This is a genomic window from Achromobacter sp. ACM03 (genome assembly GCF_014851665.1).
Lineage (GTDB): Bacteria > Pseudomonadota > Gammaproteobacteria > Burkholderiales > Burkholderiaceae_B > Achromobacter > Achromobacter aegrifaciens.
In genome coordinates, this window is the sequence record NZ_JACVAD010000010.1 from 54,835 (window position 1) to 79,029 (window position 24,195).

The 24,195-nt window shown below is 66.2% G+C and carries 25 protein-coding genes, 1 tRNA gene and 1 pseudogene; 14 read left to right on the forward strand and 13 right to left on the reverse strand.

The window, feature by feature from the left end; translation table 11 throughout:
• The first annotated feature begins 96 nt into the window (after positions 1 to 96).
• From IB257_RS28870 to IB257_RS28890, 5 genes are all read left to right on the forward strand, one after another.
• Positions 97 to 594 (forward strand): GNAT family N-acetyltransferase, encoded by a 498-nt coding sequence (locus IB257_RS28870; RefSeq protein WP_054458458.1) that lies wholly within the window; start codon positions 97 to 99, stop codon positions 592 to 594.
• 185 nt (positions 595 to 779) lie between these two features.
• Entirely contained in the window at positions 780 to 1,988 is a 1,209-nt protein-coding gene (gltS, locus tag IB257_RS28875) for a sodium/glutamate symporter (RefSeq protein ID WP_054458457.1), read from the forward strand.
• A complete protein-coding gene (locus IB257_RS28880) occupies positions 1,985 to 3,490 on the forward strand; it encodes a TAXI family TRAP transporter solute-binding subunit (RefSeq protein WP_175161268.1) in 1,506 nt (501 codons plus the stop codon). The genes gltS and IB257_RS28880 overlap by 4 nt, the downstream gene beginning before the upstream one ends.
• Positions 3,491 to 3,532: 42 nt before the next feature.
• Positions 3,533 to 3,799 carry a hypothetical protein gene (locus tag IB257_RS28885; RefSeq protein ID WP_054458453.1) on the forward strand — a complete coding sequence of 89 codons (267 nt, stop codon included), beginning with the start codon at positions 3,533 to 3,535 and terminating at the stop codon, positions 3,797 to 3,799.
• Positions 3,800 to 3,803: 4 nt separating this feature from the next.
• Positions 3,804 to 4,268 (forward strand): YaiI/YqxD family protein, encoded by a 465-nt coding sequence (locus tag IB257_RS28890; protein ID WP_054458451.1) that lies wholly within the window; start codon positions 3,804 to 3,806, stop codon positions 4,266 to 4,268.
• 24 nt (positions 4,269 to 4,292) lie between these two features.
• Here the strand turns inward: IB257_RS28890 and IB257_RS28895 are convergent, their stop codons facing one another.
• Positions 4,293 to 4,460, reverse strand: a complete 168-nt coding sequence (locus tag IB257_RS28895; RefSeq protein WP_042796365.1) for a hypothetical protein — start codon at positions 4,458 to 4,460, stop codon at positions 4,293 to 4,295.
• Positions 4,461 to 4,562: 102 nt separating this feature from the next.
• Here IB257_RS28895 and IB257_RS28900 point away from each other — a divergent pair, with 102 nt between their 5' ends.
• Positions 4,563 to 4,724: a hypothetical protein gene (locus IB257_RS28900; protein WP_156337472.1), complete on the forward strand. Its 162-nt coding sequence runs from the start codon at positions 4,563 to 4,565 to the stop codon at positions 4,722 to 4,724.
• 55 nt (positions 4,725 to 4,779) lie between these two features.
• Here IB257_RS28900 and IB257_RS28905 read toward each other — a convergent pair.
• The 6 genes from IB257_RS28905 to IB257_RS28930 all read right to left on the reverse strand — a co-directional run bounded on the left by IB257_RS28905 (position 4,780) and on the right by IB257_RS28930 (position 11,363).
• Positions 4,780 to 4,854, reverse strand: a tRNA-Val gene (locus IB257_RS28905).
• A gap of 61 nt (positions 4,855 to 4,915) precedes the next feature.
• A complete protein-coding gene (gene dnaQ, locus IB257_RS28910) occupies positions 4,916 to 5,638 on the reverse strand; it encodes a DNA polymerase III subunit epsilon (protein ID WP_054458449.1) in 723 nt (240 codons plus the stop codon).
• Positions 5,639 to 5,641: 3 nt separating this feature from the next.
• Complete coding sequence (locus IB257_RS28915; protein WP_119450688.1) at positions 5,642 to 8,758, reverse strand: efflux RND transporter permease subunit; 3,117 nt, start codon at positions 8,756 to 8,758, stop codon at positions 5,642 to 5,644.
• 33 nt (positions 8,759 to 8,791) lie between these two features.
• A complete protein-coding gene (locus IB257_RS28920) occupies positions 8,792 to 9,880 on the reverse strand; it encodes an efflux RND transporter periplasmic adaptor subunit (protein WP_054458445.1) in 1,089 nt (362 codons plus the stop codon).
• A gap of 180 nt (positions 9,881 to 10,060) precedes the next feature.
• Positions 10,061 to 10,522 (reverse strand): ribonuclease HI, encoded by a 462-nt coding sequence (rnhA, locus tag IB257_RS28925; protein ID WP_054458443.1) that lies wholly within the window; start codon positions 10,520 to 10,522, stop codon positions 10,061 to 10,063.
• Between the two features lie 67 nt (positions 10,523 to 10,589).
• Positions 10,590 to 11,363 carry a class I SAM-dependent methyltransferase gene (locus tag IB257_RS28930; protein ID WP_054458442.1) on the reverse strand — a complete coding sequence of 258 codons (774 nt, stop codon included), beginning with the start codon at positions 11,361 to 11,363 and terminating at the stop codon, positions 10,590 to 10,592.
• Between the two features lie 20 nt (positions 11,364 to 11,383).
• Here IB257_RS28930 and gloB point away from each other — a divergent pair, with 20 nt between their 5' ends.
• The 3 genes from gloB (at position 11,384) to IB257_RS28945 (ending at position 15,119) form a co-directional block, all read left to right on the forward strand.
• A complete protein-coding gene (gene gloB, locus IB257_RS28935) occupies positions 11,384 to 12,205 on the forward strand; it encodes a hydroxyacylglutathione hydrolase (RefSeq protein WP_054458440.1) in 822 nt (273 codons plus the stop codon).
• A 7-nt stretch (positions 12,206 to 12,212) separates the two neighbouring features.
• Positions 12,213 to 13,631, forward strand: a complete 1,419-nt coding sequence (locus tag IB257_RS28940; protein ID WP_054458438.1) for a transglycosylase SLT domain-containing protein — start codon at positions 12,213 to 12,215, stop codon at positions 13,629 to 13,631.
• Between the two features lie 399 nt (positions 13,632 to 14,030).
• Positions 14,031 to 15,119 (forward strand): ATP-binding protein, encoded by a 1,089-nt coding sequence (locus IB257_RS28945; RefSeq protein WP_370540137.1) that lies wholly within the window; start codon positions 14,031 to 14,033, stop codon positions 15,117 to 15,119.
• A 68-nt stretch (positions 15,120 to 15,187) separates the two neighbouring features.
• On the opposite strand, the gene IB257_RS28950 is transcribed toward IB257_RS28945, so the two are convergent.
• Positions 15,188 to 16,120, reverse strand: coding sequence for a pyridoxal-phosphate dependent enzyme (locus IB257_RS28950; protein WP_192493188.1), 933 nt, complete (start codon positions 16,118 to 16,120; stop codon positions 15,188 to 15,190).
• Between the two features lie 25 nt (positions 16,121 to 16,145).
• Positions 16,146 to 17,219, reverse strand: coding sequence for a succinylglutamate desuccinylase/aspartoacylase family protein (locus IB257_RS28955; protein WP_192493189.1), 1,074 nt, complete (start codon positions 17,217 to 17,219; stop codon positions 16,146 to 16,148).
• Between the two features lie 106 nt (positions 17,220 to 17,325).
• Between IB257_RS28955 and IB257_RS28960 the strand changes: the two genes are divergently transcribed.
• Entirely contained in the window at positions 17,326 to 18,210 is an 885-nt protein-coding gene (locus IB257_RS28960) for a LysR family transcriptional regulator (protein WP_192493190.1), read from the forward strand.
• A gap of 117 nt (positions 18,211 to 18,327) precedes the next feature.
• Positions 18,328 to 19,113 (forward strand): enoyl-ACP reductase FabI, encoded by a 786-nt coding sequence (fabI, locus tag IB257_RS28965; protein WP_013391441.1) that lies wholly within the window; start codon positions 18,328 to 18,330, stop codon positions 19,111 to 19,113.
• A gap of 48 nt (positions 19,114 to 19,161) precedes the next feature.
• Here fabI and IB257_RS28970 read toward each other — a convergent pair whose 3' ends face one another.
• Positions 19,162 to 19,560, reverse strand: a complete 399-nt coding sequence (locus IB257_RS28970; RefSeq protein WP_054458431.1) for an OsmC family protein — start codon at positions 19,558 to 19,560, stop codon at positions 19,162 to 19,164.
• 190 nt (positions 19,561 to 19,750) lie between these two features.
• On the opposite strand from IB257_RS28970, the gene IB257_RS28975 reads away from it, so the two are divergent.
• A complete protein-coding gene (locus tag IB257_RS28975; RefSeq protein ID WP_192493191.1) occupies positions 19,751 to 20,434 on the forward strand; it encodes a tellurite resistance TerB family protein in 684 nt (227 codons plus the stop codon).
• A gap of 22 nt (positions 20,435 to 20,456) precedes the next feature.
• Here IB257_RS28975 and IB257_RS28980 read toward each other — a convergent pair whose 3' ends face one another.
• Positions 20,457 to 21,443: a tripartite tricarboxylate transporter substrate binding protein gene (locus IB257_RS28980; RefSeq protein WP_054458428.1), complete on the reverse strand. Its 987-nt coding sequence runs from the start codon at positions 21,441 to 21,443 to the stop codon at positions 20,457 to 20,459.
• 77 nt (positions 21,444 to 21,520) lie between these two features.
• On the reverse strand, positions 21,521 to 22,405 hold the full coding sequence (gene nadC, locus IB257_RS28985; RefSeq protein ID WP_192493192.1) for a carboxylating nicotinate-nucleotide diphosphorylase: 885 nt from the start codon (positions 22,403 to 22,405) through the stop codon (positions 21,521 to 21,523).
• Between the two features lie 236 nt (positions 22,406 to 22,641).
• Here nadC and IB257_RS28990 point away from each other — a divergent pair.
• Positions 22,642 to 22,788 (forward strand): annotated as a pseudogene (locus IB257_RS28990) (type II toxin-antitoxin system RelE/ParE family toxin); the annotation flags it as partial.
• A 44-nt stretch (positions 22,789 to 22,832) separates the two neighbouring features.
• Here IB257_RS28990 and IB257_RS28995 read toward each other — a convergent pair.
• A complete protein-coding gene (locus IB257_RS28995; RefSeq protein WP_054458550.1) occupies positions 22,833 to 23,762 on the reverse strand; it encodes a hypothetical protein in 930 nt (309 codons plus the stop codon).
• Positions 23,763 to 23,961: 199 nt separating this feature from the next.
• Here IB257_RS28995 and IB257_RS29000 point away from each other — a divergent pair, with 199 nt between their 5' ends.
• Positions 23,962 to 24,189: a hypothetical protein gene (locus IB257_RS29000; RefSeq protein ID WP_054458424.1), complete on the forward strand. Its 228-nt coding sequence runs from the start codon at positions 23,962 to 23,964 to the stop codon at positions 24,187 to 24,189.
• Positions 24,190 to 24,195 lie beyond the last annotated feature (6 nt).

A 24,195-nucleotide genomic window follows, 5' to 3' on the forward strand; every position in this document is an offset into this window, starting at 1 on the left:
GTGAAGCCCTGTAAAGCCTGAGGCCGTCCGTGCATCGGTAAAATGCGCCCGAGTTTTTTGTTTTCGCAGGTTGTCATGCAATATCAAGTCCGGCTCATGCGGGCCAGCGACGTGGACGCCATCCTGGCTCTCCAGACCCTGGCCTACCCCGGTTTCCTGCTGGAAAGCGCGGATTTCTTCCAGAATCGCCTGGCGCTCGCCCCCGCGCACTGCTGGGTGGCGCAGCCCGCGGCCAGCTCCGATGCGCTGCTGGGCTACCTGATCTCCTATCCCTGGGATGCGGGACTGCCGCCCGCCCTGGACGTCGCGCTCGCGACGCTGCCGGCCGCGGCCGACCACTGGTTCCTGCACGACTGCGCCGTGGCGCCCTCGGCGCAAGGGCTGGGCGTGGGCCAGGCGCTGCTGCGCGCCGCCGCCCGCAGCGCGCATGAGGGCGGCTTGCGCCGCGCGAGCCTCGTGTCCCTGGAATCCGCCGTGGGTTATTGGCAGCGCCACGGCTACCTGCCGGTCAGCGCAGACAGCGCCGATCTGACCGAAAAACTGGCTGGCTACGGGCCGCGCGCGCAATACATGTCGCGCGCATTTCCGCTCTAGCCGCCCCGGCCGCGGCTGCCTGCGCCGCGGCTTTCCGCCCGCCCGGCTTCGCGCCGCGCGCCGCCCCCCTGCCCCCATGTACACCGCCCGCGCGGCGGACGTAACATAAGCCTCAGTCCGTGAGAGGCGGCAGGGTTCAAACAGCCAGAAAGTTCACCGTGCCCTGACAGGGCGCAAAGGTACCTATGATCTCGCTTACGCCCGTTCAATCACTGCTGGCATGCTGCCTCGTCCTGGTCATCGGACGCGTGCTCACCACCAGGATCGGCTTCCTCGCCCGCTACAGCATTCCGGACCCCATCGTCGGCGGCCTCCTGTTCGCCGTACTGGCCTACCTGCTGGCGACCTGGGGCGGCGTATCCGTCTCGCTGGAAACCAGCATCAAGCCGACCTTGCTGCTGCTGTTCTTTGGCAGCATCGGCCTGACCGCCAACCTCAAGCTGCTGGCCAAGGGCGGTCCCAGGCTGATTGCCTTCCTGCTGGCCCTGATCCCGTTCCTGGTGCTGCAGAACGCCGTCGGGCTGGGCATGGCCTGGCTGCTGGACATGCATCCGCTGATGGGCCTTTTGGGCGGCACGATCACGCTGGTGGGCGGGCATGGCACGGGCGCGGCCTATGCCACGCGCTTCGCCGACTTCAACAACATCCAGGACGTGATGGCGCTGGCGATGACCGCCGCCACCCTGGGGCTGGTGCTGGGCGGCGTGGTGGGCGGGCCGGTGGCCGAATGGCTGATGCGGCGCCACAAGCTGGCCGGCAGCCTGGACCACGCGCCCGGCGACGGCCACGAGCCTGCGGACCTGACGGAAAACGCACCCGCGTCCTCTGCAGGCTCCTACATCGTGTCCCTGACCGCCGCCCTGGTCTGCCTGGTGGTCGGCGGCTACCTGGCCGCCCTGGTCGAGGACGCCCCGGTCAGCCTGCCGAATTTCCTGTGGTGCCTGGCCACGGGCGTACTGATCCGCAACGGCGGCGAAAAGCTGGGTCTGAAGCTGGACGACCGCGCCACCGAAATCATCGGCACCATCTCGCTGTCGCTGTTCCTGGGCATGACGATGATGACGCTGGACCTGTCCAGCGTGGCGCGCCTGGCCGGCCCGCTGGCCCTGATGCTGGCGGTGCAGACCCTGGTGTGCGCGCTGTATGCCGCCTGGGTCGTATTCCGCATGCTCAAGCGCGACTACGAAGCAGCCATCATGTCGGCCGCCTTCTGCGGCTTCGCGCTGGGCGCGACCGCCACCGCCATCGCCAATATGCAGGCGCTGACGCGGCGCCATGGCCCGGCGCCGGAAGCGTTCATCGTCGTGCCGGTCACCGGCGCCTTCCTGGTCGACATCCTCAACGTGATCGTGCTGACCTCGCTGATCTCCTTGCCGTTCGTGGGAGGCATGTGACCATGTTCAAACGTCTTGTCATTCTGAGCTTCTGCCTGCTGCTGGCGGCCTGCGGCCGCGCGCCCGACACCGATGCCCTGCGCGCCGACGTGGAACGCAGCCTGGCCACCGCCTACGGCGCGGATTTGTTCCGCATCGCCGAGATCAAGCGCATGGGCTCGGCCTCGGACAGCAGCGCCCCGGCGGGCGAAACCCGCCGCGTGGTCTATTACGACGTCGAACTGGACCTGGCGCGCAACATCACCCTGGGCGCCTGGGACCAGCCCGGCGCCGCCGCGCTGGTCACGCTGCTGGGCGCCGGTCCGCGCAGCATCAGCGGCGTGAAATCCGGCGGCAACCAGGCCGGCGACCGCATCGTCGCGCACGCCAGCGCCATCTACCGCCAGGAAGGCGACACCTGGAAGCTGGTGACCCCGGCCGGCTTCAAGGCGGCCGAGGCGCCCAACCTGGACACCGGCGCGCCGCCTCCCGTCACGCGCCAGCTGCTGGACACGCTGGACCAGATCACCCATTCGGTTTCCTACAGCGCCTCCAGCACCGCGCAGCACGTAGTGCAGCAGGAACTGGAACGCTCCGTGGCGCGCATCAATGGCCGGCTGGCCCGCATGCAACAGGGCTATCCGCTCGCCGGCGGTCCGGACCGCGGCGAGTATGTGGCGTTCGCGCGCGCCCTGAGCGACGTCGCTCGCAAGCAGCAGATCCGGGTCTCGCCGCTGATCACGGGCGGCGGCGCCGAGAACATTGCGCTGTTGCGCAGCGGCGACGCGGTGGTGGGCCTGGCCCAGGCCGACACGGCGCGGCTCGCCTATGACGGCAAGGGGCCGTTCGCCGGCCAGGGGCCTTTCACCGGTCTGCGCGCCCTGGGCAGCCTGTATCCGGAACTGGTCCATATCGTGGTCCGCGACGACGCCGCCCTGCGCGGCGTACGCGATCTCAAGGGCAAGACCATCGCCCTCGGACCGGAAGGCTCGGCGGTGCGCGCCACGCTGGAAACCGTGCTGGCCGCGCACGGCCTGCAAGCCGGCCGCGACTACACCGTGGCCGATACGCCCTTCACAGAGTCCCTGCCTGCGCTGAACTCCGGCAAGGTCGACGCCGCCGCCCAGGTCATCGGCGTGCCCGCCACGCCCTTGCGCGATGCGCTGACCCAGGCGCGACTGAAGCTGCTGCCGCTGGACCCTGCCGCCATCAAGACGCTGACCGGGGCCGAGGACAACGCGCTGATGCCGCTGGACATCGCCGCCGGCACCTACCCCAACCAGACGGAGCCTATCTCCACCGTGGGCATGGCGGCGCTGCTGCTCACCACCGCGGACCTGACCCGGGACGAGGCCCTGGTGATCGTGCGCGCGGTCTATGTGACCGGGCAGGACCTGCTGGCCGCGGGCTCGGCCCAGGGCGCTCAGGTGGGCCTGGCGACCGCCCGCCGCGGCCTGACCGTGCCGCTGCACGACGGCGCCCAGGAAGGGCTGGCCAAGCTTGAACAGGCCAAGCCGCAATAAAGCCGGTTGCGCTTATGATTGCGCTCCCTACCAGGAATCTCCATGAATAAATTCGATCTGCAGAAAAACCAGGCCCTGAAGCTGGCCGGCCAGCTCAAGCAAGCCTCCACCCCGGACCGCTTCGGCACCGCCTCGCAAGTGCCCGACCGCCGCGAACAGCGCAAGCTGGACCAGGCCGCCGGCCTGGTGCCGTTCCCGCTGAAGCTGTCGCAAGCCCACGCCGACAAGCTGCGCGCCCTGGCGGCCGAACGCGGCGTGTCCACCAACGACATCGTGGCCGAAGTGCTGCAAAACGCGCTGGACAAGTAAGCGCATGCACATCTGGGTCGATGCGGACGCCTGCCCCGCAGTCATCAAGGACATCCTGTTCCGCGCTGCCCAGCGCTGGCAGCTGCCGCTGACGCTGGTGGCCAACCAGATGCTCTACACCCCGCCCTCGCCGCTGATCCGCGCGGTGCAAGTGCCGCGCGGCTTCGACGTCGCCGACGCCCACATCGCCGAGCGCGCATCCGAGGGCGACCTGGTGATCACCGGCGACATCCCGCTGGCCGCGCAAGTCCTGGAGAAAGGCGCAATGGCCCTGAACCCGCGCGGCGAACGCTATACGCCGGAAACGATCCGGGAGCGGCTGGCGCTGCGGGACATGATGGAAGAGCTGCGGGCCAGCGGCGTGGATACCGGCGGCCCGGCCGCATTCAGCCAGGCCGACCGCAAGGCCTTCGCAAACCAGCTGGACACGCTACTGGCGCGCGCGGCGCGCAAGACGCAGCAGGGCTGAAGTCCGGCCGGCCGCGGCTGGCGGTCAATAGAAGGTGATGTAGGCCTTGTAGATGATCGTGCCCAGGGCCGTGATCAGGCCTATGCCCATCAGCCCCATGCCGAGATTGCGGTCGCGCAGCCCGAAGCCGATCAGCATGAGCGCCACCCCGGCGCCGATAATGATCAACATGGTAGTGGTGTGCTCGGACATGACCTTCTCCTGTTCGCCTACGCCTGGCCCCACGGGCCAAAGCCTTTGTTATCCATGATAGTCAGGCTTGCATGCGACGCGGCTCAATCGATGAGAGTCCGCTTGCGTCAAATCAAGCTAAGCGTAATGAAAGGGACGGTTCAGCGCAATGGCTTGCTCGCAATGGGCAAGGCGTCCGGGCTTGAAGGCGGAATCATGTTCGATGCGCACAAAACAAAAAAGCCAACCTCGCGGTTGGCTTTCTTTGCTTTGCGTCTTTTTTAACCTTGGTACGCCGACAACGATAAGCCTGGGGCTTACGTCATCTTCCAAGGGTCTTTGGTGGGTAGTACTGGGTTCGAACCAGTGACCCCTGCCGTGTGAAGGCAGTGCTCTACCACTGAGCTAACCACCCCGAAAGAGGCGAAATATTAGCACGTTTTTTTTGGACGTGTGCAAGTCGCCTCGAAAAAACTTTATGCGGCCGCCACCGGCGCGTCGATCTTGCGCCAGGTGCACTCCCCGCCCACGGACTTGTCCAGGGCCGCGAGATAGTTTTCGTGTTCGGCCAGTTCCGCCTCGCTGGCCTTGATCACGGGCAGGCCCGAAGCGTCGAAGCGGGCCAGCTCGATGCCATTGCCGCCGCCGCTGGCGCTGTCGTCCACGTCGATCAGCAGCGCGTCCTGGCCGCGGGTCATGGCCAGCCAGACTTCCGCCAGCAACTGCGCGTCCAGCAATGCGCCGTGCAGGGTGCGGTGGGCGTTGGAGATGCCGAAGCGGTCACACAGCGCATCCAGCGAATTGCGCTTGCCCGGGAACAGCGAACGCGCATGCAACAGCGAATCCGTGACCGTCTCGCAGTACTCGGTGACCGCGCCGCGCCCGGTCTTGGCGAGTTCGGCGTTGAAGAACTTGACGTCGAACGCGGCGTTGTGCGCGATCAGCTCGGCGCCCTGGATGAACTTGACGAATTCGTCCGCGACATCGGCGAAGCGTGGCTTGTCCGACAGGAACTCCGTGGTCAGGCCGTGCACGGCCAAGGCCTCGGGGTCGCTGTCGCGGTCCGGGTTCAGGTAGATGTGCAGGTTGTTGCCGGTGGCCATCCGGTTGACCATTTCCACGCAGCCGATCTCGACGATGCGATGGCCCTGGGCAGGGTCCAGTCCGGTGGTTTCACTGTCAAAGATGATCTGGCGCATAACTTATTCCGACGCTTGGGCAGGCGCGGCGGGCTGCGCGTGCGGCGCCGGAGCGGGGTCCGGGTGATGCGCTGCGCTGCCGGCCTGGCCGGGTTTCTTGCGTGCGGTGGCGATCAAGGTATAGGCCACCGGCACGACGAACAAGGTCAGTAGTGTACCCAGCATCAGCCCGCCCACCAGGACCCAGCCGATCTGCTGGCGCGATTCCGCCCCCGCGCCCGTGGACAAGGCCAGCGGCACGGTGCCCAGCACCATGGCGCCGGTGGTCATCAGGATGGGGCGCAGGCGCAGCACGCTGGCTTCGACCACGGCCTCGAACAACTCCTTGCCCTCGTCGCGCAGTTGGTTGGTGAATTCGACGATCAGGATGCCGTGCTTGGTGATCAGCCCCACCAACGTGATCAGGCCGATCTGGCTGTAGATGGACAAGGTGCCGCCGGTCAGCCACAGCGCCAGCAGCGCGCCGGTCATGGACAGCGGGACCGACAGCATGATGATGAAGGGATTGCGCCAGCTTTCGAACTGCGCGGCCAGCACCAGGTAGATGAAGGCCAGCGCCATGGCGAAGACCAGATAGATGCTGCCGGAGGAATCGCGGAACTCGCGCGATTGGCCATCCAGGTCGGTCACGATGGTGTTGGGCAGCACGTCGCGCGCCACCTGGTGCATGTGCGTCAGGACTTCGCCCAGCGCGTAGCCGGGCGCCACCGCACCGTCGATCTTCACGGCGCGCAGGCGGTTGAAGTGGTTCAGCGATTGCGGCGACACGCCCTCGTGCACGCCCAGCAGATTGTCCAGCTGCACCATGCTGCCGTCGCGCGCCCGCACGTAGATGCCCGAGATATCGGTGGGATTGGCGCGGTCGCGCGGCGTCACCTGCACGATCACGTCGTACTGTTCGCCTTCGTCCTTGTAGCGCGTGACCTGGCGGCCGCCCAGCATGGATTCCAGGGTGCGGCCCACGGTATCCACATTGGCGCCCACGTCGGCCATCTTGTCGCGGTCCACGCGCACCCGCAGCTCGGGCGTATTCAGGCGCAGGTCGGTATCCAGGTTGATCAGGCCGGGATACTTGCGCAGCTCGGCCAGGAACACCTCGGTCAGGCGTGACAGCTCGGCGTAGGACGCCTGGCTCATGATGATGAACTCAACCGGCTTGGAACGCGCCGACTGGCCCAGCGACGGCGGATTGGTCGGGAACGCACGCACCCCGGGCAGCGAGGCGAATTGCGGCTGCAGCTGCTGCGTGATGGCCTGCTGCTTGCGGCTGCGCTCTTCCCAGGGTTTCAGGCGCAGGATGGCAGTGCCGTCCGTCACGGTGGGGAAGCCCACGGTCACCTGGCTGCCGCTGGCCTCCGGAATGTCGGAGTAGAACTTTTCGATGCCCAGCATACTTTCCAGCGTGTAGTTCAGCGTCGCCCCTTCAGGCGAGCTGACGATGCCGAACACCACGCCGCGATCCTCGATGGGCGCCAGCTCGCTCTTGACGACCTTGAACAGCACGCCGCTCGCGGCCGCGACCGCCAGGCCGATGGCCACCACCACCCAACGGTGACGCAGGGCCAGCGCCAGCGCGCGCCGGTAGCCGTTGCTCATGCCGTTGAGCCAGCCTTCGATCAGGTTGTACCAGCGGCTGTGGCTGCTCTGGTGGCGCAGCAGCACCGAACACATCATGGGCGTAAGCGTCAGCGCCACGAAACCCGACACCAGCACGGCGCCGGCCAGCGCCAGCGCGAATTCGATGAACAGCCGCCCGGTGCGGCCCGTGGCGAAAGCCAGCGGCGCGTACACGGTGACCAGCGTCATGGTCATGGCGACCACCGCGAAGCCGATCTCGCGCGAACCGCGCAGCGCGGCCTCCTTGCGCGGCATGCCCTCTTCGATGTGGCGGAAGATGTTCTCCAGCACCACGATCGCGTCGTCCACCACCAGGCCGATGGCCAGCACCATGGCCAGCAGCGTCAGCGTGTTGATGGAAAAACCGAACAGGTACATCAGCGCACAGGCGCCCACCAGCGACACCGGAATGGTGACGATGGGGATGATGCTTGCTCGCAGGTTGCGCAGGAAGAAGAAGATCACCAGCACCACCAGGACGATGGCTTCGCCGATGGTGTGGAACACGGAGTCGATGGAGCGTTCGATGAACACCGACGAGTCATACGCGATGTTCAGCTTCATGCCGGCCGGCAGGTTCTCGTTCAGGCGCGCCACTTCCTCGCGCGCCGCCTTGGACAGTTCCAGCGGGTTGGCGGTGGACTGGCGCGTCACGCCGATGTTGATGGCGGGCTTGCCGTTGAAGCGCGACAGCACGCGGTCGCTGGCGGCGGCGATCTCCACATTGGCCACGTCGCGCATGCGGACCGGATAGCCTTTGACGTTGGCGACGATCACGTTCTCGAACTGGGCCGGCGTCTGCAGGTCGGTGGAAGACACCACCGAGAACTCGCGGGCGCGCGACTCGATGCGGCCGGCCGGAATCTCGACGTTCTGGCTGCGCAGCGCGGCCTCCACGTCCTGCACGGTCAGGCCGTAGGCGGCGAGCTTGTCGCGGTCCACGTAGATGCGCATGGACGGCAGGCGTTCGCCGAAGACGCGCACCTCGGCCGCGCCGGGCAGCACCGACAGGCGGGTCTTGATGTAGCGGTTGATGTAGTCCGAGGTCTGGATCGCGGAGTACGAACCGGACTCGACCGCGATGTAGATGATGGGCTGGGAATCGGCCTCGACCTTGCCGATGATGGGCTCGTCGATCTCGTCGGGCAGGAAGCGGCGGGCGCGCGAAACCTTGTCGCGGACTTCCGCGGCCGCGGCGTCCGGATTGCGGGACAGGTTGAACTTGATGTTGATGAGGCTGCGTTCCGAGCGGCTGCGCGAGGTCATCACGTCCACGCCCTCGATGCCGGCCAGCTGGTCTTCCAGCGGCTTGGTCACCTGCGATTCGATCACCTCGGGCGAGGCGCCCTTGTAGGTGGTGTCCACCGACACGATGGGCTCGTCGATCTTCGGATACTCGCGCACGGTCAGGCGCGAATACGAAATCAGACCGATCAGCACGATGATCAGCGACAGGACCGATGCGAACACCGGCCGCTTGATGCAGGTTTCCGAGATACGCATTGCGCTACCGCCACATAGGGAAAAAAGCCGGCGTCACGCGCCGTTGGCCAGGACGGTCACCGCGGCGCCGTCTGTCACGCGCTGCAGGCCCGACACCACCAGCCGGTCGCCCGCCGCCACGCCGGTCAGGATTTCGACGCGGCCCTCGCGGCGCTCGCCGATGGTGACCTCGCGCCGCTCGGCCACGCCATCCTTGACGCGGTAGACGTATTGCGTCGCGCCCGAGGGCGACAGCGCGGCTTCCGGCGCGACCAGCGCCTTGTCCTGGTTGAACTGCAGCTGCACGCGGGCGAACATGCCCGGACGCAGCACCGCATCCTTGTTGGGGACCGTGGCGCGCAGCAGGATGGAGCGTCCGCCCGCGTCGACCAGCGGGCTGACCGCGTAGACCACGCCCTGGCGCTCCTGGCCGGGCAGCGCGTCCATGCGCAGCGTCAATTGCTGGCCCACGCCCACCTTGCTCAAATACATTTCAGGGACGCGGAAATCCACCTTGAGCGGATCGATCGCCTCCAGCGGGGCCAGGTCCTGGCCCTGGTTGACGTAGTCGCCCACCGACACGCTGCGCAGGCCCGCGATGCCGCCAAACGGCGCCGAGATCGTCATCTTGTCCAGCCGCGCCTGCGCCAGCGCCACGGCGGCTTCCTGCACCTTCAGGGTGCTGGCGGATTCGTCGCGCGCCTGCTGGCTGACGAAGCCCTTGCCCTGCAGCTCCACCGAGCGCCGGTAGTGGCTTTGCGCCAGCGTCAGGTTGGCGCGCGCCTGGGCCAGCTCGGCGCGCGGCACGGAATCGTCCAGCCGGATCAGCACGTCGCCGCGCTTGACCGGCTGGCCTTCCTTGAAATCGATCGACTGGATGCGGCCCGCGACCTCTGGTCGCAGCACCACGGACTCGTCGGAGCGCAGGCTGCCCACGGCCGAGATGCCGCGCGCGAAAGGAATCTCTTCAACGGCGGCCACTTCGACCCGAACGGGCGCAACGCGCGTCACGAGGGGCGCCTCGACGGCGCCGGGTTGTGGACTGACGGTTCCGAAGGCGAGCCAGCGCGGCACAAAAACGCCGAGCGCGGCCCCCGCGGCCAACCCTGCCGCTACGGCGGCGAGCAGTACTGCTTTTTTCATGCGCGAATGTGGCGGTATTGCGGCGCGGGCCTGGCATGCCCCCACGCGGACTGCGCCGCAGGAACTGGAATGAGGGTTGGCACTTTAGCACCCGGATTTACATACTGGAACAATCCTGAAGCCGGATGAAAGAACTAAATCCGCCCCAGAGGGCGGATTTGAGGGTATATCCCGATGCCCTCAGCCCCGGCGGGCCGATTCCACGCCCATGTTGGCCAACTGGTCGGCCCGTTCGTTTCCGGGATCGCCGGCATGGCCGCGCACCCAGCGCCAGGACACGGTATGGCGCTGCACCTGTTCGTCCAGCAGTTGCCACAGCTCGGCGTTCTTGACCGGCTTCTTGTCGGCCGTCATCCAGCCGCGCCGCTTCCAGTTGGCGAGCCACTCGGTCATGCCCTTCATTACATATTGGGAGTCCGTATGGATGATGACCGTGCACGGGCGCTTGAGCGCGCGCAGGCCCTGGATGACTGCCAGCAGTTCCATCCGGTTGTTGGTGGTCTGGAGTTCGCCGCCATGCAGGGTCTTTTCATGGCTGCCGGCGCGCATCAGCACGCCCCAGCCGCCCGGACCGGGGTTGCCCTTGCAGGCGCCGTCGGTCCACATTTCCACTTTCTGCTCGTTCGCTTTGTCGTCCTGCATGGTGCTGCTTGGTATTCCTTGCTAAAAAAAGTCCCAAAAATTGGCCCCGCGGCGCGGGACTGGGGCCTCAGGAGCCGTCGTCCGCGTGGCGGTTGACCACCACGGACGCGGCGCGGGCGCGTTTGGGCTTGGCCTTCTTCCAGGCCGGGCCAATGATACGCATGCCGGCCACCCGCTTGACGGCCGACACCAGATAGACCGCGCCGCCCACGCTCCACCAGCGGGCGCCCGCCGACTCCAGGAAGGACCAGCGCTGCAGCCACTTTTCGCTGCGGCAGGCCGGGGCGTAGCAGCCGAAGTGGCTGGCCTCGACCTCGAGCGACAGCAGCTTGAACCAGTCCTTCAGGCGCGGCAAGGACACCTGGGATGACGGCGGCTGCGGCAGCCAGGGTTCCATGCCGGGCATGCGCGTGCGCATGCCCCACATGCTCCAGGGATTGAAGCCCGAGATCACGACCCGCCCTTCGGGCACCAGCACGCGTTCGACCTCGCGCAGCACGTTGTGGGGATCGTCCGCACACTCAAAGGCATGCGGCAGGATCAGCAGGTCCACGCTCTGGGATTCGAACGGCAGGGCCTCGGGCTCGGCCAGCACCACCCGCGACTGCCAGGCCGCCGCGCTTTCCGCGGACGGGGTCTCGGCGCCCACGTAGCCCTTGAAGGGCATGCGGTTGGCGCGCAGCAGATTCATGTCCGCCAGACCCACCTGCCAGGCGTAATATCCGAACACGTCCGCGACAGCCGCATCGAACTGCGCCCGCTCCCAGGCCAGTACGTACTGTCCCGGCGGCGTCTGGAACCATTCGGCCAGTTCTACAATCGGCGGAGTATCTTCTGCCACGTTCTATTCCTTCGAATCCCATGCAAGCCTTGACCGCCCCCACAGGCGGCCGCGATCGCAACGCCGCGGTCTTGCCTCTACCCGCCTTCAACGACAACTACATCTGGGCCATCGTCCGCGGCGATGAAGCCGCCGTGGTCGATCCCGGCGACGCCGGCCCGGTGCTGCAATGGCTGGCCCAGAACGGCTTGAGACTGCGCGCCATTCTACTCACGCACCATCATGGCGACCATGTGGGCGGCGTACCGGAATTGTCCCGCATCGAGGGCATTACCGTATACGGCCCCGCGCATGAACAGCTGCCGCGCTGCGACGTGCGCCTGGCGCAGGGCGACCGCGTGGCGATCCCGGAACTGGACCTGGATCTGGCCGTGCTGGACGTGCCCGGGCACACCGCCGGCCATATCGCCTACTACGGCCGGGCGGCCGGTCAGGAGCCGGTTCTGTTCTGTGGCGACACCCTGTTTGCGGGGGGCTGTGGCCGTCTTTTCGAAGGCACTCCGGCGCAAATGCATGATTCTTTAGGGAAATTTGCCGTTTTACCGCCAGATACACAGGTTTTTTGCGCACACGAGTACACTCTAGCGAACTTGCGCTGGGCCTTGGCAGTCGATCCGGCCAACCGCAGCCTGCAACAGTGGCACCAGCAGGCCCAGCAATTACGAGCAGAAGGTCTTCCCACGCTTCCGTCCACCATCGGGCAGGAACGCGCGGCCAATCCGTTTTTGCGCACGCAAGAAGTTGAGGTCGTCCACGCCGCAGAGCGCTGGGCCGGCCGCAGCCACGCTACGCCGGTAGAGGTTTTTGCCTCCCTTCGTGAATGGAAGAACGATTTCAAGTGACAACCCGATGAATCTATCCCGACTCCTTCTGCCGCTCATGCTGGCAGTCCTCGCCGGTTGCGCAGGAACCAAAGCCCCCGATAGCAAGAACCTCACCACCAATTCGCAAGGGCGATACATCGCCCGCGACACGTCCCGGACGGTTGACCTGACCAACCCGCCCGCCGACGCCTGGGACCGCATCCGCCGCGGTTTCGCCATCCCCAACCTGAACACCGATCTCTCGCAGCAGTGGACCGAGTACTACGCGTCCCACCCCGAGTCGGTGCAGCGCATGGCGGAACGCGCAGGCAAATACCTGTACTTCATCGTCGACGAGATCAACCGTCGCGGCCTGCCGACAGAGCTGGCGCTGCTGCCCTTCGTCGAAAGCGCCTACAACCCGACCGCGCTGTCGCGCGCCCAGGCGTCCGGCCTGTGGCAGTTCGTGCCGGCCACGGGCCAGCACTTCAACCTGAAGCAGGACTGGTGGCGCGACGAGCGCCGCGACCCCATCGCCTCGACCAACGCGGCGCTGGATTACCTGGAAAAGCTGTTTGAAATGCAGGGCGACTGGTACCTGGCGCTGGCCTCGTACAACTGGGGCGAAGGCTCGGTGCAGCGCGCCATGGCCAAGAACGAGGCGGCCGGCCAGGGTACGGACTACCTGTCCCTGAACATGCCCGATGAAACCCGCAACTACGTGCCCAAGTTGCAGGCCATCAAGAACATCATCGCCGATCCGCAACGTTACGCGGTGGCCCTGCCCCCGGTGGGCAACACGCCCTACTTCGTGACGGTCCAGAAGAACAGCGACATCGACCTGGAAATCGCCGCCAAGCTGGCCGAAATGCCGCTGGACGAATTCAAGGCGCTGAACCCCTCGTTCAACCGTCCCGTGATCCGCGGCGACCACGGCCCCACCCTGCTGCTGCCGGCCGACCGCGTCGAGATCTTCAACGCCAACCTGACCAACTACAAGGGCGACCTCAGCGCCTGGAAGATCTACCATACGCGCCGCGGTGAATCCTACGCCTCGATCGCCAAGCGTTTCGGCGTGAGCGAAGCCACGCTGCGCCAGACCAACGACATCGGTTCGCGCCAGAAATCCGCCTCCGGCCAATCCCTGCTGGTGCCGGGCGAACCCGGCACGGGCGGCGTGCAGCTGGCCTCGCTGGCCACGCCGGTGGGCGCGCTGGACTCGACACCGTCGGACAACAAGGCCGCCGCCCCGCGTGGCCGCACCACCCAGGCGCCAGCCGCCCGCGTAGCCAGCGCCCGCCCCAATGTCCGCACCCACAAGGTACGCCAGGGCGACACGCTGTTCTCGCTGGCCAAGCAGTACGGCACCTCGGTCGACGCGCTGCGCGCGCTCAACAACATCAAGGGCAGCGCCCTGAAGGTCGGCTCGCAACTGCGCGTGCCGGGCACCAACGCCCGCGGCTGATCGGCGCAGAAACAATAAAGACTCACCATGAAACGACCCCAGAAGTTGGACTAGTGTCCGACTTCTGGGGTCAGTCCATTTTCGGCCGGTGATTTCTATGGAAAATTGCTCCCATTCGGCCGAAAAACCATGCGTCGTCAAGCGCAAGCCCAACAAGCTGCATAGGGAACGGCCCCGCAGGAGATTAATTGGCAAGTTCGCTTGCCGCAATCCCACTATCCCTTCTCTTAATCTTGTTGATAGCGAAATTAGTGAAATTATCGATTCAGGATAATTTCTCTAATTTCCGTACATATGAACCCTGTCCTGAACCCATACGCGCCAGGCGCAGGCAGCCCTCCTCCCGAACTCGCGGGACGTGCCCACATCCGCGAGGACGTGCGCGTGTGCTTGTAACGCCTGAAGCGGGGCAAGCAAGCCAAAAGCGTCTTGTTGTTCGGCCTTCGTGGCGTCGGAAAGACTGTGCTCTTGGACAAGATGCGATCCGATGCGGAAGATAGAGGCGCGCACACCGTTCGCGTCGAGGCCCCCGAGAATAAGTCCTTGCCAGCACTACTGGCGCCGCAACTGCGCTTGGCCCTCCTGCGCCTAAGCAGAGTAGAGGCCGCCAAAGACATCGCGATCAGGGGGCTAAGAGGCTTGGCCGGCTTCGCAAGAAGGCTCAAGGTCTCGTTTACGGACATCGAAGTCGGCTTCGACTACGAACCAGAACCCGGCCTTGCTGATAACGGAGACCTGGAAGAGGACCTTGCCGCGCTGCTTGAGCAAGTTGGCCGTGCTGCCCGAGCAGCGGATACCGTGGTCGCCCTCTTCATTGATGAACTCCAATACGTTGAAGAAGAGCAACTGGCGGCGCTGATCTCCGCGCTACACCGGTGTGCACAACAGCAGTTGCCCGTTACCTTGGTCGGCGCAGGACTACCCCAGCTACGCGGGCGCATGGGCCAGGCGAAGTCCTATGCGGAACGACTGTTCAAATTTGCCGAGATTGGAGCGTTGAGCACGGCTGATGCAACGTTGGCGATCAACGTACCGGCAAACAATGAAAACGTCGAAGTCGAACCCGCCGCGATCGACTCGATCATTGCCGTAACGCAGGGGTATCCATACTTCCTACAAGAGTGGGGAAAATGCGCCTGGGATGTTGCGGCAGCCAGCCCGATCACTGTGGAGGACGTCGAGAACGCGTCTCGCGAAGCCGTCGCAGCATTGGATGAAGGTTTTTTTCGCGTCCGATTCGATCGGCTTACTCCGGCCGAAAAAAAGTACTTACGCGCGATGGCGGAATTGGGACCTGGTCCTCACAGATCCGGTGATATTGCGCAGCGGTTGGGCCGGCCCGTTGCGTCCTTTGGCCCCGTTCGTGGCTCTCTGATCGTCAAGGGAATGCTCTGGAGCCCAACTCATGGCGACACGGCGTTTACCGTGCCTATTTTCGACGCATTCATGAAACGCATCATGCCCGGAGACAGCTGGCAGACGAACTGAGGCCTATGTATTGAGGCACTGGAGAGCTGTCCTTGAAGGCGCTCCCCGAGAGCGTCAAAACCAACTCCTTAACCTCCACCACCTGCTAACTGCGTACTCCATTGCGTCAGCTGGCCCGCCGTTACGCCCACGCCGCCGCACAGGATCACCGCCACCGATCGTGCGTTCTTCAGGAGATCCGAACCGCCGTCCAGCGCCGCAATCGAGGCGCCGCAGGCGGGCTCGACCAGAATGCGGTGCTCCAGCAGCACGTCCTCGCAGGCTGCCACCGCGGCGGCATCCGATACCACCACGCTCTCGATGGGATGCTCCTTCGCCAGCTCTAGCGCGCGGTCGCAGACCTGCCGCGCGCCCAATGAGGTCGCAATGGACCGGATCTCGGGCAACAGCACCGGCGCCCCCGCGCCCAGGGCCTGGGCATAGGAGTCGGCGCCGGCCGTCTCGGCCGCAATCACCGGCACTTCCGCCCAGCCATTGCGCCGCAGGCCTTCGACCACGCCGCATAGCAGCCCGCCGCCGCCGACCGAGCAGATGACCGCATCCGGCCGCCCGCCCTGCCGGGCCAGCTCGTCGATCATGGTCGCGTGCCCCTCCCACAGCAAAGGGTCGTCGAAGGGATGCAGGAACGCATCCGCCTCGGTCATGAGTTCCAGCGCGCGGGCATTGGCCTCCATCCAGGAGGCGCCATGCACCATGACCTCCGCCCCTTCGGAGCGGATCAGGCTCTTGGCGCGCTCCGAGGTCGTGGCGGGCACCACCACCGTCACCGGCGTGGCCAGCATGCGGCCGGCGTAGGCCACCGCATAACCGGCGTTGCCGCCGGACGAAGAGATGAAGCGCCGGGCCCCGCGGGATTTGTAGATCTGGCAGGCGTGGCCTATGCCGCGGGCCTTGAACGAGCCGCTGGGCTGCAGCGCCTCCATCTTCAGGCGCACGTCCTTGCCGCTGCGCAGGGAGAAGGCGCGGGATGCGAGCGCCGGGGTTTCGATATGGATTGCCATGTTCCGTTCTTCAAAAATGGGTGAATCAGGCCGCGCTGGCCACAACGCAGCAGACGTTGCCGGGCACGACGATGCCGGGATGGCGCTTGGCGAAGATGACGCCACTGGTCCCGTAAACCAGCTCGACCGGCGCGCGGCGCGGATCGAATGTCTGGTGGATGCGGCCCGCGGGCTGGCCGGCCTCGACGGCTTCGCCATGCCGATGGTAAGCCTCGAACACACCGCGTTCGGAGGCGATGACGTAGGACTTCGCGCCGCTGACCTTGCACAGGGGCGCTGGCTGCGCCGCCAGCGGCTGGGCGCAAGCCTGGTCCAGCACGCCCCAATTCGCCAGCACGCGCAGCGCGCCGGCGCGGCACAGCGCGAGCGCACTGTCCGTCACCGTGCCGCGTCCCGCCATCTCGGTGCTGACACAGGTAAGCCCCGCCGCCACGGCCGTGGCGACGCTGGTGCGGGTATCGCCCAGCGTGTCCAGCATCACGTTGAACGGCGCGCCGAAGGCCATTACGGCATCGATGTTGCGCTGGGTCTGCCCGGCGTCTTGCGACGGCTGGACCAGGGCGCTGGGAACGATGTCCAGCGACGAACCGCCGGAATGCAGGCTCAGGAACGCGTCGCCGCGCGAGAACAGCTCGTCGCTGACGTAGGCGGCGATCTGTTCCGTGATGCTGCCCGCATGGTCGCCGGGAAACGTGCGGTTCAGGTTCTTGCCGTCCAGCGGCGAGGTACGCAGGCCGGCTTCCGCTGCCGGCGCGTTGAGCGCGGGCATGACGATCAGGCGCCCCCGAATGCGGTCCAGCGGCAGGTCGCGGATGAGTTCGCCCAGCACGATCTGGCCTTCGTACTCGTCGCCGTGGTTGCCGGCTTCCAGGATGACGGTGGGGCCGTCGCCATTGGCCAGCACCGCCATGGGTATGCGCACCGTGCCCCAGGCGTCTTCGTGCGGCGACTGCGGGATGTGCAGGAAGCCCGCCTGGCGTCCAGGCGCGTCGAGATCGATGTCGGTGAAGGCCGTCGCGCAGTGCGGGTTGCGTGCCGGCAGGTGCGCGACCCGCCGGTCACGCAATAACGGCGACTCGCGGAATGTCGGTTTCGTCATAGACCTTTTGGGTATACGTTATGGGGTTAAATCCGAAAATATAGGTATTTGACTGACCAGCAACAAATACTTTTGATGCTTGCTACATATGCCCGGGAGGCATGGCATGGAATTGAGACAGTTGCGCTACTTCGCAGCGGTGTGCGCAGCCGGCAGCGTGGCCGGCGCGGCGAAGGCGTTGCATATCGCCCAGCCCGCCCTGTCGCGCCAGATGATGGCGCTGGAAGAGGAATTCGGCGCGCAACTGCTGGTCCGGTTGCCGCGCGGCGTGGCGCTCACGCGCGCTGGCGAAGCGCTGCTCGCCCACGCGAAACTGATGCTGGCGGGTTCCGAAACCCTGCGGGCGCAGGTGGCGCTGGCGGCCAATGGCAAGGCAGGCTCGCTGAAGATCGGCATCATGCCCGGCTACAGCTGGCTGCCCGGCCTAGGACAGGCGATCGCGGCCCTGTCGCGCGCCTCGCCCGATACCGATGTACAGCTGGAATCCGGCCTGTCGGCCTGGCAGCTCGATGCGATCAAACGCCACGAGCTGGACATGGGCGTCGTCGCCTGGCGCTCTCCGCTCGATGGCGAAGTGGAGGGAATGAAGATCTATGAAGACCGCATGCTGCTCGCCATGCCCGCGGCGGTGGCGCGCAACGTCGGCAAGATCCGCACGCTCAAGGACCTGGCGGGCCAGAAGTTCATCCTGTTCCCGCGCGCCGGATCGCCCTCGCACTATGACGCGCTGATGCGCATCCTGAAGGCCGCCGGCATTCCGTTGACGCGCCCGGCCGCCGTGGCGACCGATCTTCCCACCATCCTCGGCCTGGTGTCGGCCGGCCTGGGCTGCGCCATCATTCCCGCCTCGTTCCGGCTGCATGGTCCGGCCGGCGTGGTCTTCAAGGAAATCGGCGGCATAGACCTGACGTTCGATCTGGAGTTGGTCTGGCGCGCCGACCAGCGCGATCCCTTGCTCGCCAGTTTCGTGCGCCTGTTTCCGCCGCTCTGAAAACCGTCCTAAAGGCTCATGCCGGTCGGATCCGTCCCAGGGATTTTCATATCGCGAAACCGCGCAAACTCCTTAAAATAGGCGGATTCCAGAGGGAAAAAATCAAAGGATAGAAATATGGGCTTTCTCGCCGGCAAGCGCATCCTGGTCACCGGGGTGCTTTCCAACCGATCCATCGCCTACGGCATCGCGCGCGCCTGTCACCAGCAAGGCGCCGAACTGGCGTTCACCTACGTGGGCGACCGCTTCAAGGACCGCGTAGGCGAATTCGCGGCTGAATTCGGCAGCAAGATCGTGCTGCCCTGCGATGTGGCCGAAGACAGCCAGATCGAAGGCGCCTTCGCCGAACTCGGCCAACACTGGGACGGCCTGGACGGCCTGGTGCACTCCATCGGTTTCGCCCCGCGCGAAGCCATCGCCGGCAACTTCCTCGACGGCCTGTCGCGTGAAGGTTTCCGCATCGCACATGACATCTCGGCCTACAGCTTCGCCGCCATGGCCAAAGCCGCGCTGCCGCTGATGGAAGGCCGCAACGGCTCGGTGCTGACGCTGACCTACCTGGGCGCCGAACGCGTGGTTCCGAACTACAACACCATGGGCCTGGCCAAGGCCTCGCTGGAAGCCAGCGTGCGCTACCTGGCCACGGCGCTGGGCCCGCGCGGCATCCGCGCCAACGGCATTTCCGCCGGCCCCATCAAGACGCTGGCCGCCAGCGGCATCAAGGACTTCTCGGCCATCCTGAAGTTCGTGGAAGCCCAGGCTCCCCTGCGTCGCAACGTCACCATCGAAGACGTGGGCAACGTCGCCGCCTTCATGCTGTCGGACCTGGCCGCCGGCGTGACGGGCGAGATCACCCACGTGGATGCCGGTTTCTCGACCATCGTCCCGGGCATGGAAGACTGAATCCGCCCGCGGCGGGGCCGCCGGCCCCTGCCGCCGCAACCGGCCTCGTCAGGCCGGCTGCACCACCACGGTGGACACCTGCACGTCCACCGCCGTCATCAGCTTGTGCACCGGGCACTTCTCGGCCACCGCCAGCAGTTCGTCGATCTGCGCGTCGGACAGCTCGCCGTTCAGCGTCAGCTTGGCCGTCAGGCGGTAGATCCCCTTGCGCTCCTCGCTGGCGTCGCGCACCACTTCCACGCCCACCGATTCCAGCGGCAGGCCCTTGCGCTGCGCGTAGACCATCAAGGTCATGGCCTTGCAGCCGCCCAGGGCGGTGTCGAAGTAGTCGTGGGGGTCGGGGCCGGCGCCGGCAGGCTGGGGCATGTCCAGCGGCAGATCGTGGCCTTCGGCCGTGGCGGTGAATTGCAGCGTGTTGGGCGCATTTTGGCTCACGCGGATGCTCATGGGTCCTGTCTCCTGGTAACGGGGTCCTGACGGGCAGCCGCCGCGGCCGCCCCAGACCACGTTGTATCACCTGGCGGGCGCTCCAAGGACGTCGCCCGCGCAAGCAACTGACTGTAAGCTGAACTTCTGCCTCCCGCTCCGGTCGGATATCTCTATCCGCAATACCTGAGCAAACGTTAAAGGGGGCCGCATGAGCGCCAGACAACTTCTCGATCAACTGCTGCAGTCCGGGCAAGGGCTGCTGTCGGACACCACCAATCGCGTGCAGAACGCCACGGGCGGCAAGGGTTCGTCCTTCCTGACCGGCCTGGGCGGCGGCGCGTTGGGCGCGGGCGCGCTCGGACTGCTGCTGGGCAGCAAGAAGGCCCGCAAGATCGGCGGCAAGGTTGCCATGTACGGCAGCATGGCGGCGCTGGGCGCCCTGGCCTATCGCGCCTATGGCGACTGGCAACGCAGCCAGGCTGGCGCGCCGGCCGCTCCCCCGCAGACGCTGGACCGCCTGCCCGCGCCCCAGGCCGAGCAGCACAGCACGGCTGTGCTGACCGCCATGATCGGCGCGGCCAAGGCCGATGGCCACATCGGCCCGGAAGAACGCGCGCTGCTCGAAACTGAACTATCCAAGCTGTCGTCGGACGCGCAAGACCGCCGCTGGCTTGAAGCCGAACTGTCGCGCCCCCTGGATCCGTCCGTGATCGCGCAAGCCGCGCAAACGCCGGAAATGGCGGCCGAGATGTACCTGGCCAGCCTGCTGGTGGTGGATGAGGAAAGCTATATGGAACGCGCCTATCTGGACGAACTGGCGCGCCAGCTCAAGTTGCAGCCGGGCCTGAAGGAACAGCTGGAACAGCACGCCCGGGCCGCCGCCGCGGCCTGAGTCCGGCCGGCCTGCGCCCGGCTCAGTCGGCGCGCAAGCCGATCGCCTGCGTCAGGGCGGTGTATCGGTCAATATCCGCGTCGATCATGGCCTGGAATTCACGCGGGGTGCTGCTGGCGGGCGTAAAGCCCTGTTCGCGCAGCGCCGCCTGCACCTCGGGGCGCTGGACGATCTTCGCCACTGCCGCATTCAACTTGGCCACCACCGCGGGCGGCGTGGCCGCCGGCGCCAGCAGGCCATGCCACTGGTCCAGCGCGTAGCCGGGCACGCCCTGCTCGGCCACCGTCGGCACCGACGGCAACAGCGGCGAGCGCGCCGGCGAGGTCACGGCCAGCGCCCGCAACTTGCCGGCCGCAATCAAAGGCGCGGCGCTGGACGCGGTGACCACGCCCATTCCAACCTGGCCGGCGGTCACGTCGGTAAGCGCCGGTCCGCAACCCTTGTAAGGCACGTGCTGCAAAGGTGCGCCGGTGGCGCGCGACAGCATCTCGCCGGCCAGGTGTTGCGGCGTGCCGTTGCCGCAGGACGCGAACGGCAGCGGGCGGTCCGGCGTGGCGGCGGCCAGCGCATCGTCCAGACTGCGCCAGGGCGAAACCGCCGGCACCACATACACCGACGGCACGAAGGCCACGTTGATGACCGCCGCAAAATCCTGCTTGGGCGAGAAGCCCAGATTGCTGTAGACCCCCGGATTGATCGCGAAGGAACTATTGACCATCAGCAGCGTATGGCCGTCGGCTGGCGCTTCGGCCACGGCGCGCGCGCCGATGTTGCCGCTGGCCCCAGGACGGTTTTCCACCACCACCGCCATGCCGAACTGCTCCTGCAAGCTGGCGCCGATGCGGCGCGCCAGCAGGTCGGTGCCGCCACCCGGCGGAAACGTCACCACGATGGTGATGGGGTGCGAAGGATAAGCGGCGTCCTTGGGCGCTTCGCCCGAGGGTGAATTGCCGCAGGCGGCCAGGGGCAAAACCAGGAATGCGAGAACAGAGCTAAGCAGGCGATTCATGATGCGGGCTTGCAAGCGTCCCCGCGCGGCATGCGCGCGGGGGCATGGGCAATGCCGGCCGGTGGCCGGCGGAAAGGTCAGGCGTCCAGGCCGATGTCGAGCACCTTGGCGCTATGGGTGATCCAGCCCACCGCGATCTGGTCCACCCCGGTGGCCGCCACCGCCGCGGCGGTTTCGGGCGTGATGCGCCCCGAAGCCTCGGTGATGGCCCGGCCGCGCGCCATGGCCACGGCGCGGCGCAGATCGTCCAGGCTCATGTTGTCCAGCAGCACCACATCCACGCCCAGGGACAGCGCCGTTTCCAACTGCTCCAGCGTGTCCACTTCCAGTTCGATCTTGACCATGTGGCCGATGCCGGCGCGCGCCCGCTCGACCGCCGTCGCGACCCCGCCCGCCAGCGCGATGTGGTTGTCCTTGATCAGTACCGCGTCGTCCAGGCCGTGACGGTGATTGCTGCCGCCGCCGACACGCACCGCGTACTTCTGCACGGCGCGCAGGCCCGGCATGGTCTTGCGGGTGCAGGTGACGCGGGCGCCGTACCCTTCGATGGCGCGGGCGATGGACGCAGTGGCGCTGGCCACGCCGCTCAGATGGCACAGGAAGTTCAGCGCCACGCGTTCAGCCGTCAGCATGGCGCGGGCGTTACCGCTGATGCGGGCGATTTCCGCGCCTGGCTGCAATTCGCTGCCGTCGCGCAGCACAACGTCGAACTTGATGCCCGGGTCCATGGCGCGAAACGCCAGGCGGGCCAGGTCCAGCCCGGCCAGCACGCCTTCCTGGCGCGCGACCAGACGGGTCTGCGCCGTGGCGTCGGCGGGCACGATGGCGTCGGTGGTCAGGTCCCCGGCGCGTCCCAGGTCCTCGAGCAAGGCCGCGCGCACCAGCGGCTCCAGCATGACTTCCGGCAGAGGGGGAACGGGCAGTCGGGCGATGGTCATAGGCGCTTCGGCTTTAATGCTCATTTTGAGTATTTACCAGTTAAAAAAAGGCGCGCGGAGATTGCGCACCACTTATGCTAGAGACGAGCATAAGGCTTGTCAAGCGTCAGCCATTTTCCGTCCAGTTTGAAATAGCTTGTGTGATCGATTAAATTTTAATCACTGTGATTATTTCGAGATCATTAGCGTGTCATCGAGTCCGAAATCTGCCTCGCGCTGATCACGGCGTCGCCAGGAGCAGGGCAAGATCAAGTTCTTAGACCAACCCGCGTATTGGCGAACAACTGTTCCAATTCGAACCACGAGAGGTGAGAAGAATCCTGGTTGGAGAGTACGAGATTCGCTACGAAAACCAGGATGCGGTTGTCCACGTGCTGCGGCTGTGGCACACCCGCGAGAACCGCTAAAACTCTTGGGTGACTTGGACTCTCAAGCGTGATGCATCTCAACGTCACATCGCCCGAGACAGCGGCAACTTGCTCCCTGCAATAGCGCGCTCCAGCAGCACGTCACGACGAAAACGGAACAGCTTGGCCGGCCTGCCGGCCGTGCCCGTGGCCATTTCGCCCGTCTCTTCGACCAGCGCCTGCTGCTCGATGAGGCGGCGGAAATTCTGCTTGTGCAGGCCACGCCCGGCCAGCGCCTCCACGGCCAACTGCAATTGCAGCAGGGTGAACTGCGCGGGCATCAACTCGAACACCACGGGGCGGTACTTGATCTTGGCGCGCAGCCGCGCGATGCCGGTGGCCAGGATGCGACGGTGGTCGTGGCGCATGGGTTCGCCCGGCACCACGGCGCCCTTGCCCCCGCGCCGGGCCGCTTCGGGCACCAGCCCCGCTTCGAAGAGCAGCTCGTAGCGCTGCAGCACCATGTCCTCGTTCCAGGGCGAGCCGTCCAGTCCGAAGGTGATAGCGGCGCGTTGGCGGCGGCGCATGCGCACGGCCGCATCGCTACTGTCTTCGCACCAGGCGGCCAGACGCGGGACGATTATTTCTTCCACCAACGCGGGCGTGCCCGTGCGCTGGTCTTCCCAGGGGAAGTAGCGGTACCAATCCTGCCAGCCGACTTGCGCCACGCCGGTCTCGCCCGCCTCGCGCGTCAGGCCCAGGTAGCTGACCGACATCACGCGCGCGCCCGATTCATCGGAGCGGTCGCCGTCGGCGAAGGTGTAGAGCTGCTCCACGTAACCCAGCGGGTGATGGGTCTGCTCCTCCACCCAGGCGCGCAGCCCGGCCTGCAGCGAACGGTGCGACAGCTTGAAGGGACCGGCCGGCAAGGCGCGCGCATCGTCGGTCGTCAGCACCCGCGGCTCGCCGTTGGTGACGGCGACCAGCACGGCAACGAGTTCAGCATGGACGGAGCGTTCGACGGATTCAGTCAAGGTAGGCGTATGGAAAGTGAGAAACCGGGCGGCTTGCGGCAAGCCGCGAGGCGTCGGAAATTATAAGGGTCGGGCTCCTGCAACAGCCCCTTGCAAACGTGACAGGCATTCCTGCTCCCAGCCGGCCGCACGGCCCTAAGATGGAAGTGGCAACCAGGCGCGTCGCCATCCCGGGACGCCCGCAAGCGGAGCAGACATCATGTTGAAAACCGCCCCCGATCCGCAGGCGGCCAAGGCCGCTGAAACGGAACAACCCGTCGCCGTCGACCCGCGCAAAGGCACCGAAATCCTGCCGATGGCGGACCACAGCAAAGAGGTCGCCGGCATGCCAAGGCGCGGACGCGCCATGGCGGAACCTGGCGAACCCGGCATCATCACCCCGGAAGATGACGTGCTGGATACGTCTTACGAAAACCGCAAGAGCTGAGCCGAC